Source organism: Arthrobacter sp. H5 (assembly GCF_000520595.1).
Taxonomy (GTDB): Bacteria; Actinomycetota; Actinomycetes; order Actinomycetales; family Micrococcaceae; genus Arthrobacter_D.
In genome coordinates, this window is sequence record NZ_KI915027.1 from 1 (window position 1) to 12,576 (window position 12,576).

Here is a 12,576-nt window from a genome sequence, read left to right on the forward strand (position 1 = left end):
CCTGCCAGTGGATTATCACGCGGCGGTATCTGGCCGCTGCCCGTCGGCTCGCTTCACCCAAGGATGGGCGGCGGCTGCCAGCTAAGCGGGGATAGCCAACCCTGCCAGGGCAATGAGCGGTGGAACGCCCTGAATCGCCGCACCCACCACCATTTTCCGATTGCTCGAAATCAGGACAACTGCAGCCAACAGCATGGATGCGAGCGCAAGGACTGCCATGCCGTATCCCGCCCTCGTCCCAGAAAACGCGAGCCCGGCAATCACGCCGGCCGCCAGGAACAGGTTATAAAACCCCTGGTTGAAAGCCATGGGCCGCAAGGTTTCAGCATCCTCCTGCGACCTGACTCCAAATAGACGCCATACTGAAGGACTCCGCCAGCGCAGCGACTCCAGCACGAATATATAGACGTGAATCAACCCCGCGATGATGGCAAATACGGAGCTGAGGAGAGGCAGTGTCATGCAGGCAACCTTCCGTGTTTGTGGCTTCGACGTCGGATCCCTTCCCGCTGGCGCCAACCTTCTGTCATCGACTCTCCCCAAATTGCCGTTCTCAGGGGGAAAAACCGGCTGAGAAGGGCCATTTGGGGAGAGTCGATGTCATGCGAAGTGGTTCGGCAGCGTGGCCTCGTGTACTTCCTTCAGCTCTGCCAGCGGAAGCACAAAGTGCCCCTGAACATCGAGGGCACCATTCTCCGCGTCCACCACGCCAATGCGCAGCCGAGGGAAATTGCGCGCCGTACACATGTCATTGAACCGCACCTCTTCGGAGCGGGGGACGGCGACGACGGCGCGGGCCTGGCTTTCGCTGAAAAGGGCAGTGAAGGGATCCACGCCATCGCGCTCGCACAGCTCATCCAGCGCAATACGGGCACCCACACCGAACCGCAGTGCGGCCTCGGACAGTGCGGCGGCGAGCCCGCCCTCGGAGAGATCATGCGCAGCGTCAATCATGCCGTCACGTGAGGAGTTCACCAGGATGGCCGCGAGCGTCTTCTCGGCGCCAAGGTCAACAGCCGGAGGCTGCCCTCCTAGATGTCCGTGAAGGTTGGCCCATTCGGAGCCGTCCAGTTCATTCCGCGTGGTTCCCAGCAGGTAGATGGCCTGGCCGTCTTCGCGCCAGCCCGACGGGGTGCGGCGCGCAACGTCGTCGAACACGCCCAGGACGCCCACCACAGGGGTGGGATGAATGGGAACGCCGCCGGTCTGGTTGTACAGAGACACGTTTCCGCCGGTCACGGGAACGCCGAGTTCCTGGCAGGCGTCAGCTAAACCGCGGACGGACTCGGCAAACTGCCACATGACTTCCGGGTCCTCCGGCGAGCCGAAGTTCAGGCAGTCGGTGACGGCCATCGGCTTGGCGCCGGACGTGGCGACGTTGCGGTATGCCTCGGCCAGGGCCAGACGCGCACCCTCGTAGGGGTTGAGGTAGGAGTAACGGCCGTTGGCGTCCGTGGAGAGCGCAATGCCGAGTCCGGTTTCCTCATCCACGCGGACCACGCCGGCGTCGTCGGGCATGGCCAGTGCGGTGTTGCCCTGCACATAACGGTCGTACTGGTTGGTGACCCAGTCCTTGGAGCACATGTTGGGGGAGGCCATCAGCTTCAGCACGGCAGCCTTCAGATCAGCGGGCCGGTCAGCGCTGAATGAATCGGCTTGAACGGCGTCGAGCCAGGTCGGACGATGGAACGGACGGTTGTACACCGGTCCATCGTGAGCAACGGTGCGTGGATCGACGTCGACAATTTTCTCGCCGTCCCATTCGATGATGAGCCGGCCGGTGTCCGTGACTTCCCCGAGCCAGGAATACTCGACATTCCACTTGTCCATGATGGCTTCGAACGAGGCCACGTTTGACGGCGTCACAACCGCCATCATGCGTTCCTGCGATTCGGACATGAGGATTTGGCCCGGGGTAAGCGTTGGGTCCCGAAGCAGGACGCTGGTGAGTTCAACGTGCATGCCGCCGTCGCCGTTGGACGCAAGTTCGGAGGTGGCGCAGGAGATGCCCGCCGCACCGAGGTCCTGAATACCCTCCACCACCGAGGCCTTGAACAACTCAAGGCAGCACTCAATCAGCACCTTCTCAGCGAAGGGATCACCGACCTGGACCGCGGGGCGCTTGGAGGGCTTGCCCGCGTCGAAGGACTCGGAGGCCAGCACCGACGCGCCGCCGATACCGTCGCCGCCGGTGCGTGCACCGAAGAGGACCACTTTGTTGCCCACTCCGGACGCATTGGCCAGGCGGATGTCCTCATGCCGCAGCACGCCAACAGCCAGCGCGTTGACCAGTGGATTGCCTTGGTAGACGGAGTCAAAGACCACTTCGCCGCCGATGTTCGGCAGCCCCAGCGAGTTGCCGTAACCGCCGATGCCGGCCACGATTCCGTGGACCAGCCGCGGCGTATCCGGGTGGTCGATGGCGCCGAACCGCAGCGGGTCCATGACCGCCACCGGGCGTGCGCCCATGGAGATAATGTCGCGGACAATTCCGCCGACGCCGGTCGCTGCACCCTGGTACGGCTCCACGAAGGAGGGGTGGTTGTGTGACTCCACCTTGAACGTCACAGCCCAGCCGTCACCGATGTCGACGACGCCGGCGTTCTCGCCGATGCCCACGAGGAGATGCTCCAACATGCCCTCGGTGACCTTGTCACCGAACTGTTTCAGATGCACTTTGGAGGATTTGTAGGAACAGTGCTCGCTCCACATCACCGAGTACATGGCCAGCTCGGCCGCCGTGGGGCGGCGGCCAAGGATCTCGACCACGCGCTGGAACTCGTTGTCCTTCAGGCCCAGCGCCGCCCAGGGCAGCTCCACATCAGGGGTCTGAACGGCATGATCAACGGTGTCGATATTGAACTTCACGGCAGTCACTTACTTAACCAACTTCTTCAATACCGAGGTGAAAATGTCAAGTCCATCCACGCCGCCGCGCAGGCCAACGTCGCCAAACGCGGAGGAGTCCGGTCCAAATCCGGCCTCGACCGCGTGCTCGGGGTGCGGCATCAGGCCCACCACGTTCCCGGCCGCGTTGGAGATTCCGGCAATGTCCCGCCGGGAGCCGTTGGGGTTTCCGCCCACGTAGCGGAACACCACGCGTCCTTCACCCTCAAGTTCGTCAAGGGTGCGTTCATCCGCCACGAACTGGCCGTCCTGGTTCTTTAGCGGAACCACGATCTCGTCCCCGGCATTGTAGGAGGAGGTCCATGCCGTCGTCGTATTCTCTACCTTTAGTCGCTGGTCGCGGCAAAGGAAGTGCAGGTGGTTGTTCTTGATCATGGACCCCGGCAGCAGATGGGCCTCGGTGAGCACCTGGAATCCGTTGCAGATGCCCAGCACCGGCAAGGTCCCGCTGGAAGCGGCAGCCGAGATCTGCTCCATCAACGGGGCAAACCGCGAAATTGCGCCCGCCCGCAGGTAGTCGCCGTAAGAGAAACCGCCGGGGATGACGACGGCGTCCACGCCCTTGAGGTCATGGTCGCCGTGCCAGAGGTCGACGGCGGTGCCGCCGGCTATGCGGACCGCGCGCATCGCGTCCCGATCATCCAGGGATCCGGGGAACGAGATGACGCCCACGCGGATGCCGGTAAGGGTCTCGTCAGGAATGGGGGCAGCGGAGGAACCGATCAGGGGTGTTTCGACGGTCACTGAACGTCCTCAATGACCTCAACCCGGGTGACATCTTCGATGACCGGATTGGAGAGCAGGGTGATTGCGGCGGTGCGGGCCTGCTCCAGAACAGCTTCGGTTACTTCGCCTTCCACCGTGAGTTCAAACCGCTTCCCCTGGCGCACTTCGGCGAATCCCGTGAGTCCCAGGCGGGGCAGCGCACCGGCGATGGCCTTGCCCTGCGGATCGAGGATTTCAGGTTTGGGCATGACGTCAACAACGATCCGGGGCATCCGGCAACTCCTGTGAAGTAAGAAACAGCGCGTTATGTGCGGTTGCCCGGGATTGCCGTCTCACGCTCTTTCAGCGCTCCGCGAGCTTGCCGTTTCATTCTAACGGCGAATTGCCGCCGCCTTTACTTGTGTGAACCGCGCACGTCCACGGGAACCTACATGGCTCCGCCGGCGCCGAGCACGGTTTCCATGGCTGTCCAGCGCGCAATCTCGCAACCGTCAGTGGCTGAGAACGAAGCTGACACCTGCTGGCCGTCAATGGTTCCCCAGATTTCAGCTGTCTGGGGTCCTCCGTACTGCTGGGTGCACATCTGGTCGGGATCCCGCTTTTCCGTGAAGAATTCAGCACCAAGGCTCATCACTGCGGCGCAGGCGGCCTCCGCGTTTCGGAGGTTGGTTTTCTCACCCACTCCGTCCGGGGTGCACTCGAGGACGTATTGCATCGGTTCACCTTCGGCGGTCTGCTTGATGGTTACGTTCAACATCGCAGTGCCTGCAGCTTCAGGGTCGGTGGGCATGGTTGGGCTGGGTTTAGGCGATTCCGAGGACTCGGCCGGCATGGTGGTCTCCGTTGCTGACGGCGATTCTGTTGGTAAGGACGGTGACGGGGCGGGCGTGAGATCCGCACCGGGGTTGTTTCCGGGATTGCCGCAGGCGGTCAGCAGCAGCGTCGAAAGAGCAAGTGCCGCCAGTGCGCGGGTCATTGCGCGGTGTGGTTGATGCATGGGAAAACCTCCTTGTTGCCCCTCTGCAAAGACTAACGATTTACTGCCACTAGGAATTTAGCCCGTCAAGGTACTGAATCAACTGTGCACGCAGTTGCTGGGATTCCGCCGTGAATGAACGCTGAATCCTCGCATACTCCGCCCTGCCCTCCGGCGTTTCGATCCGAATGGGTTCATAGCCCCAGTCCGACAGATCGTAAGGGGACGCCTGCATGTCCATTCTCCGGATGCGCCAGGACAGCTCGAAACAGTCCATCACAAGTTCACTGGGAAGCAGTGGCGCAAGCTTGTAAGCCCATTTGTACAGGTCCATGTTCGCATGGAGGCAGCCGGGCTGTTCCATTGAGCTCTGGTTCCCGCGGCTGGGCTGCAGCTCGTTCAGTCCGGTGGCCTCGGGCGCGTAGAATCTGAAGGCATCAAAATGGGTGCAACGGATCCGTGAGCGTTCCACCACGCTGTCCGTTCCGCCGGCTCCCAGGCGCAGGTCCAGGTATTCGTGCCGGATCCCGTTCTGCTCAGATTTGTAGGCCATGGCCCATTCATGCAGGCCAAAACAGCCCAGATTGGCAGGCCGCGCCGCCGTCCCGGAGAGAATCACCCGCGCGAACTCCACAGCCTCCCGCCGTGTGGTGAGGAAGGATTCCACGTCAACCGTCACGGCGTCGTCGTCCGCTATTCCAAGCGATGACCGCTCCGGGCGCTCCAGGCTCCGGTAGTACTTCCAGGACGCGCGTTCGACGGCGGCTGGCCCAGTCAGCACAACGCCGGCGCCCGGGTGCCAACGCAGCAGTTGGCCCGGTTTCTGGCTGTAGTAGGTGAAGAGAAAATCTTCCACGGGGTGCCGGGACTGACTGGAACGACGGGCAAGATAGGGCGTTGTATAGGCGCCCGCGCGCCCGGAATGGCCGCGGGCACGGGCCAGCCACTGCTCCTCGGAGAGGACGGTAACGGGTGTGGGCATGTCTCCATTATCCGTGCTGGGGGATCAATCGAGCTCCGAAACTTAGCAGATAGCCGCTTTGAAGTTAATGAACGTTCGTTATGAAAACTGTTTTTTGGTCGAGATGAATGGTTTTGCCGGGCAACTGGTTCTCTGGTGCCAGAACCACCGTCTCCCGGGAGTACCCTGACGGAGGGCTTGGGTGTGACTCAGAGCACATCACTCGCACACCGGGCTGTTTTGTGGCCGGTTTTGTCCGGCCAGATTTCCGATGAAAGGTAAACCTCGCGTGAAATACACTGACAATTTGATCAAGCGGGCAGGTGGTCTGCGCAGAGCCACAGCCCTGGCGGTAGGACTGCCCCTGATCCTTGGCTCCGTCACTGCGGCGCCTGCAGTTGCCGCTCCCGAACCTGCTGCAACCCAGCAGATCATGCCGGCCAAGAAAATGAATCCCCAGGATTACCCGGACGGCCGCTACATCGTGGTGCTCGCGGAAAAGCCCGCAGCAACGTACGACGGCGGCGTCCCCGGCATTGAGGCCACCAAGCCTGAGAAGGGGGAGAAGCTGGACGCGCGGGACGCAAACGTCCAGAAGTACCAAAAACACCTCGAAAAGAAGCAGGAAACCGTTGCGGCCGAGGAAGGCGTGGAGATCAACCACACCTACACCGCGGCAATCAACGGTTTCAGCGCCGCGCTTTCTTCAGAGCAGGCCGTAGAGCTGGCCAAGGACCCGCAGGTGTTGATGGTCGCGGAAGACGTAGAAAACGCTCCGGACTACTCCAGCATGGATTTCCTGAACCTCACCGGTAAGAAGGGTGCCTGGAAGACCCAGTTCGGCGGCGAGAAGAACGCCGGCAAGGGGACAGTGGTGGGTGTCATCGATACCGGTTACACCCCCAGCAATCCCTTCTTCGAGGGCAAGAAAGTCAAGCCTTTGAAGGGTAAAGCCAAAGTCGGCGAGCCGTACCTCAATGAAGAGGGAAACATCGCCATGCTGAAGGCTGACGGTGAAACCTTTGTTGGCGAATGCCAGGTTGGTGAGGGCTTTGACGGCTCCGACTGCAACTCGAAGGTGCTCAGCGCCCAGTATTTCGCGGATGACTTCCTCCGCTTTGTGCCGGAAGCGAACCGCGCTGAGAAGGAACTCATTTCTCCGGTGGATGTGGACAACCACGGCACCCACACCGCCAGCACCGCCGCCGGCAACAGCAAGGTGACCCAGACGGTTGCCGACCGGGACTTCGGAGCATCCTCCGGTGTGGCGCCCGACGCGAAGCTATCGATTTACAAGACCTGCTGGGAAGACACAAATCCCAACACGGGCGGCTGCTATTCCTCCGCCTCCATCGCCGCCATTAACCAGGCCATCCTGGACGGTGTGGACGTACTGAACTACTCCATCTCCGGCAGCACAACCACCACCACTGATCCCGTCTCGCTGGCGTTCCTGTCGGCCACCTCGGCGGGGATCTTTGTGGCGGCCTCGGCCGGGAACTCCGGTCCCACCGCCAGCACCGTCAACCACGGTGCACCATGGCTGACCACCGTCGCGGCGAGCACATTCAGCCACGCGCTGCAGGGCACCGCCGAATTCTCCGATAGCAGTAAATTCCGCGGAGCCAGCATCATGAGTACCGGTGTGGGACTCAGCTCCGTGGTACTCGGTGAAAGTGCAGCCGCAGCCGGCGGGGTCGATCCGGCACTCTGTGGCCCCAACTCGCTTGACCCGGGAGCCGTTGCCGGGAAGATTGTGGTCTGCGACCGCGGCGTCTACGACCGCGTAGCCAAGAGCGCTGAAGTTAACCGCGCCGGCGGCGTGGGAATGATCCTCGTGAACTTGGTTGATTCGTCGATGGACACGGACAAGCACTCAGTACCCACCGTTCACGTCAACGCACCTGAGGGTCCTGCCCTGAAGGCCAAGGTTGCTGCTGACCCAGCCATCCAGGTAGCCCTTGTTCCCGAGGACACCACGGGATTGGCCTCCCCGCCCGTTCCCCAAGTTGCCGGCTTCTCCTCACGGGGGCCGCTGCTGGCCGCCGGCTCCGACCTGCTCAAGCCCGATGTTGCCGCTCCCGGGGTGGCCGTGCTGGCGGGCGTATCGCCCATCGGCAGCGACGGCGACGAGTTCGGTTTCCTCTCCGGAACATCGATGGCTTCACCGCACATCGCCGGCATGGGCGCACTCATTCTCGCCGAGCGGCCCGAGTGGTCACCGGCCGCTGTCAAGTCCGCAATGATGACGACGGCGGATCCGCTGAAGACCGCTGACGGCGGCGTGGACGGCGACGTCTTCGCAACCGGCGCCGGACACGTGGACCCGGCCAACGTGCTGACCCCGGGACTGATCTACGATGCCGCTGCCGAGGACTACCTGCGCTTCATTCAAGGAACCGGCGTGGACCTGGGTATCGACGGACTCGGTTCCACCGAATCCAAGGACATGAACGTGGCGTCCTACGCACTGGGCAATCTCACCGGCAAGGTGACCGTCACGCGTACGGTAACGGCTGATGCTCCGGGCCTGTACCGGGCAACCGCTGATGTTCCGGGCGTGGACGTGACCGTAACGCCGTCGATCCTTAACTTCACCTCGGCTGGGGAGAAGCGCACCTTTGAGGTGACCTTCGAGAACCAGAGTGCAACGCTGGGCGAGTTCGCTATGGGATCGCTGGTGTGGGAGGGACAGAACAAGAGGATCGCGTCCCCTGTAGCTGTGAGGCCGCAGGCGATCGTCGCGCCGGCCGAGGTGTCCTTCAGTTCCGAGGGCGCCGACGGAAGCGGGGAGTTCGAGGTCACCTCGGGCACCAACTCACCGGTGAACATGACGCTGGAAGGGCTTTCGAAGGCTGAAAGCTCAGAACTTGAGAAGGTTCCGGGGCCGGTTGCGGTCACTAATGATGCCTCGAACTTCCTGACCGAAGTTGAGGTGCCGGAAGGTGCGCCGCTGGCGAAGTTTTCGGTGCTATCGGCTGACCAGACAGCTGACTTCGACCTGTTCGTGTTCGACCCGAACGGGAGGTTGACTCAGGTTGCAACTGCATCGGCAAGCGAAACGCTGACACTGGAGAACCCGATTCCGGGTACTTACACCATCGTCGTGAATCTGTACGCCAGTGTTGACGGCCGCTCAACTGCGGCAACGTTTGATGCCGCCATTCTCGGAGCGAACGAGAACAATGCAACGCTGACGCCCAACCCTCTGCAGCTCGCCAACGGCACCTCGGGCACCGTCACTTTGGCCTGGGAAGGCCTCGAGGCGGGATCCTATGTTGGTCGTATCACCTACGAAGGATCCGAGTCGGTCACGTTTGTCTCAGTAGTGGTGAACGAGGCCGGGCAGGCAGCACTGGAACTTCCGGAGGTGAACCCGGCGGACAAGCTGCCCACAGGACCCCGGGAAACCACCACGCCAACCCAAGGCAAGTAGGGTAAGCAGCCAGCACCACCAGGTGACGCTCCCGCAGTTATTGTTGGATGAGGGCTGAAAAGTTTCTCATTTCAACGATTCCTGCGGGAGCGTTGCTGGTTTTCGGGAATGTAGCCGGCCGCGCGGTCCTTCCACCTAATAGGGATCAATACGGTGCTGGAGGAAGCTATGGCTGGGAACGAATCCCGGGTATCACGGTTCATGCGTGCCACAGGCAGGGCCAGGGCAGTCTTTGGGCCTGCACAGTCGAGTCCGTTGGATCACCCGATGACCGACGCCAATGAGGCACTGCTCGCTGATCGGGTTGCCGAAGCATCTCAATGGGAGACCATCCGTCGTGCGGACGGGAGCACGTACATCGTCTCCATGGCCCCTGAATAGACGGATCTTTTCCGCGCCGCCGGGCGTAAAATTGGACCACATTGCAAATTGGGAGAGAAGGCGATTCCAATGGCCGACAAGATTCGGCGCAGGTGGATCAAAAATCCGGCCACCATCTTTCTGGGACCGGCCGATCAAGGCGACGCGCTTTGCCCTGTACAACACAGGCACGACGATTTCGAAACGACGTCGGAGCGTGAATTGGCCGATTTCCAGATCGAAGAGGACGACCACGGACACCATTACGCACTGCGGAAACATCCGGACCATACAACGGTCCGCCGGACAGAGCCCGTGCTGAAATATCCCGACTACTTCAAGAGCCCGGCTCTCCACACCGAGGACTGAACCGGGCTGTTTGAGTTAGCGACCGGTGCCCGCATACACGGTTGCCAGCGCTTCACCGTCGAGCTCGAACGCTGCATGTACGGCGCGCACAGCGGTGTCCAACAGCTCCGCGTTGGTGACCACTGAAATTCGGATCTCGGAGGTGGAGATCATGTCGATGTTAACGCCGGCGTCGGACAGTGCCTTGAAGAATCGGTAGGAAACTCCCGGATTGGAACGCATTCCGGCACCGATGAGGGAGAGCTTTCCAATCTGCTCGTCATATTCGATGCCCTCGTAACCAACCCGGCTCTGCGCCGCCCTCAATGCTTCCAATGCGTCCGCGCCTTCGACAATGGGCAGGGTAAACGAGATGTCGGTGTGCCCAGAGCCGTGCGTGGAAACGTTTTGGACAATCATGTCGATGTTGGAGTGCGCGCCGGCCACGATGCCGAAGATCTCGGCCGCTTTACCGGGGATGTCAGGAACTCCCACAACGGTGACCTTGGCCTCTGAACGATCGTGTGCCACGCCGGAAATGATGGGCTGTTCCAAGGGATCTCCTGCTTGAATTTTGATTTTGTCATCGGGGCTGGGCAGCACCCAGGTTCCCTCGAGTTGGCTGAAGGACGAGCGGACGTGCAGCGGCACACCAAAACGCCTGGCGTATTCCACGCAGCGCAGATGGAGGATCTTGGCCCCGGAGGCCGCCATCTCCAGCATTTCCTCGCTGGAGATCTCCGCAATCTTGCGGGCAGTGGGTACTACCCGTGGATCGGCGGTGTAAATGCCGTCCACATCGGTGTAGATCTCGCAGACATCGGCGCCAAGGGCCGCGGCGAGTGCCACCGCGGTGGTATCCGAGCCGCCGCGTCCGAGGGTGGTGATGTCATTGCTGTCGCGGCTCATCCCCTGGAATCCGGCGACAATCGCCACGTCTCCCTTTTCGATGGACGTTTTGATCCGGTGCGGGGACACCGCAATGATGCGGGCTTTACCGTGAATTGCGTCGGTGATCATCCCGGCCTGGCTGCCGGTGAACGATTGTGCGCTTGCGCCAAGCTCGTGGATGGCCATTGCGAGCAGCGCCATGGAAATGCGTTCCCCGGCGCTGAGCAGCATGTCCATTTCGCGGGGAGTGGAGGTGGTGGAGACCTGAGCGGCGAGATCCAGCAGTTCATCGGTGCTGTCACCCATGGCTGAGACAACCACAACCACTTCATTGCCGGCGGCCTGGGTGTCCACCACGCGCTTGGCAACACGCTTGACGCCCTCGGCGTCTGCCACGGAGGAACCACCAAACTTTTGAACAATTAAAGCCATGCGCACGCTCGCTGAATAGTGGATTGATCTTTGCCCGGCGACATCGTCGGCGCCTGAACCAGGTTGGCACGGCATCGATGGCCGCACGCATCCAGTTTAGCTCCGGCCAATCCGGCGCAGCCAATTGTGCGTCGTATTGTGCATCCTGTTGTTAGGGTCTACTTATGGCAAATGGGTATGGCGGAATTATTGCCAATGGTATAAAACGGAGCTTTGGTTCTGTGGCTGCTATTAGGCATATCGATTTTGAAGCGCCGCCTGGAGAGGTGACAGCGCTGATCGGCCCAAACGGCTCCGGCAAGACCACGCTGCTGTTGATACTGGCTTCCCTGCTGGCGCCCGACGACGGTTCGCTCACCGTGGGCGGTGTGGATCCGCAGGTCGATTCCAATGCAGTGCGGCGCAAAGTGGGTTGGATGCCGGACACCCTGGGTGTCTGGGAGTCGTTGAAAGCAACAGAAATCCTCACCACCATGGGCGCCCTGTACGGCATGGTGCCGGGGGAGCGGGAGGCCCGTGCAGCAGAGTTGCTCGCGGCGGTGCGCCTCTCCGAATACGCGGATCAGCCCGCGCGGGTGCTTTCCCGTGGTCAACAACAGCGGCTCAGCTTGGCGCGCGCCCTGATCCATGACCCGGAAGTGCTTTTGCTTGACGAGCCGGCATCAGGGCTGGACCCCGGTTCGCGGGTTGAACTGCGCACCCTGCTGCGGCGGTTAGCAGGAGAGGGCAAGACCATCGTGGTTTCCAGCCATGTCCTCTCGGAACTGGATGAGATCGCCGACCGGGCAGTGTTCGTAAACCGCGGCGAGTCGGTCAAGAGCCAGTCCCTCGATGAGGCCGGGACCCAGGTCCGCCGCTACTGCATCCAGGCAGAGCCCATGGAACCGCTGGCCGATGCGCTCACCAGCCACGGAGTCGAGTTCGAGGCGCGCGGCGACTCACGCCGGGCCGAGTATCAGGTGCTGTTGAACAGCACTGAACAGGCAGCGTGGCTGCTGCGCACCCTGGTGATGGCCGACGTCGTGATCACCGCTTTCGCGCCCGCGGGAGGGGCCCTGGAGGAAACCTACATGAGCCTCGAGACGGACAGGCAATGAGCACAACTATAGAAAACACCACGTCCGACCGCTCCCTCGGATATGCCTCCGGGGTACGCACGATTTTCTCCCTGGAAATGCGTCAGAGGCTCCGCGGACGGGCCTGGTACATCATGTTGGCGGTCTGGTTTGTTGTCATAGGCCTGGTATTCATGCTGGCGGCGCTGACGACGGCGACTATGGACGGTAGCGGCCCGTTCCTGTTCGAGCTTGTGGTTAGCTTTGTGCTCTTCTTTGGGCTCCTTGTGGCCCCGGGACTTTCGGCGAACGCGGTGAACGGTGACCGGTCCGCGGGCACCTTGGCAATCCTGCAGATTACCCTCCTGACGCCGGGACAGATCCTCTGGGGAAAATGGCTGGCGTCCTGGGTGGCGTCACTGGGATTTCTGGTTCTCAGCACACCATTCATCTTCTGGGCGCTCGCCCTTGGCGGGGTAAATCC

General features: G+C 61.7%; 11 protein-coding genes and 1 pseudogene. 5 read left to right on the forward strand and 7 right to left on the reverse strand.

The features are described 5' to 3' along the window. Positions 1-81 precede the first annotated feature (81 nt). The 6 genes from Y708_RS0119610 to Y708_RS0119635 all read right to left on the reverse strand — a co-directional run bounded on the left by Y708_RS0119610 (position 82) and on the right by Y708_RS0119635 (position 5,591). On the reverse strand, positions 82-462 hold the full coding sequence (locus Y708_RS0119610) for a DUF1304 domain-containing protein (RefSeq protein ID WP_173401539.1): 381 nt from the start codon (positions 460-462) through the stop codon (positions 82-84). 138 nt (positions 463-600) lie between these two features. Next, a complete protein-coding gene (gene purL / locus Y708_RS0119615; RefSeq protein WP_028281227.1) occupies positions 601-2,877 on the reverse strand; it encodes a phosphoribosylformylglycinamidine synthase subunit PurL in 2,277 nt (758 codons plus the stop codon). After that, a complete protein-coding gene (purQ, locus tag Y708_RS0119620; RefSeq protein WP_275451124.1) occupies positions 2,878-3,633 on the reverse strand; it encodes a phosphoribosylformylglycinamidine synthase subunit PurQ in 756 nt (251 codons plus the stop codon). Between the two features lie 14 nt (positions 3,634-3,647). After that, positions 3,648-3,905: a phosphoribosylformylglycinamidine synthase subunit PurS gene (gene purS / locus Y708_RS0119625; protein WP_028281229.1), complete on the reverse strand. Its 258-nt coding sequence runs from the start codon at positions 3,903-3,905 to the stop codon at positions 3,648-3,650. Between the two features lie 155 nt (positions 3,906-4,060). Beyond that, a complete protein-coding gene (locus Y708_RS27760; protein WP_081747039.1) occupies positions 4,061-4,630 on the reverse strand; it encodes an SSI family serine proteinase inhibitor in 570 nt (189 codons plus the stop codon). Between the two features lie 49 nt (positions 4,631-4,679). Beyond that, entirely contained in the window at positions 4,680-5,591 is a 912-nt protein-coding gene (locus Y708_RS0119635) for a hypothetical protein (RefSeq protein WP_028281231.1), read from the reverse strand. Between the two features lie 268 nt (positions 5,592-5,859). Here Y708_RS0119635 and Y708_RS26580 point away from each other — a divergent pair, with 268 nt between their 5' ends. From Y708_RS26580 to Y708_RS26585, 3 genes are all read left to right on the forward strand, one after another. Next, positions 5,860-9,006, forward strand: coding sequence for a S8 family peptidase (locus tag Y708_RS26580; RefSeq protein ID WP_253905896.1), 3,147 nt, complete (start codon positions 5,860-5,862; stop codon positions 9,004-9,006). Positions 9,007-9,174: 168 nt separating this feature from the next. Then, a complete protein-coding gene (locus Y708_RS0119645) occupies positions 9,175-9,387 on the forward strand; it encodes a hypothetical protein (protein ID WP_028281232.1) in 213 nt (70 codons plus the stop codon). Between the two features lie 69 nt (positions 9,388-9,456). Further along, the gene (locus Y708_RS26585; RefSeq protein WP_035776960.1) at positions 9,457-9,735 is read left to right on the forward strand and encodes a hypothetical protein; all 279 of its coding nucleotides are present in this window, start codon (positions 9,457-9,459) and stop codon (positions 9,733-9,735) included. Positions 9,736-9,750: 15 nt separating this feature from the next. Here Y708_RS26585 and Y708_RS0119655 read toward each other — a convergent pair whose 3' ends face one another. Next, the gene (locus Y708_RS0119655) at positions 9,751-11,037 is read right to left on the reverse strand and encodes an aspartate kinase (protein ID WP_028281233.1); all 1,287 of its coding nucleotides are present in this window, start codon (positions 11,035-11,037) and stop codon (positions 9,751-9,753) included. Between the two features lie 221 nt (positions 11,038-11,258). Here Y708_RS0119655 and Y708_RS0119660 point away from each other — a divergent pair, with 221 nt between their 5' ends. Together Y708_RS0119660 and Y708_RS30085 are read left to right on the forward strand one after the other, a co-directional pair. Then, positions 11,259-12,134, forward strand: coding sequence for an ABC transporter ATP-binding protein (locus Y708_RS0119660; protein ID WP_343212997.1), 876 nt, complete (start codon positions 11,259-11,261; stop codon positions 12,132-12,134). Further along, positions 12,131-12,576 (forward strand): annotated as a pseudogene (locus Y708_RS30085) (ABC transporter permease); the annotation flags it as partial. The gene Y708_RS0119660 and the pseudogene Y708_RS30085, both read left to right, overlap by 4 nt.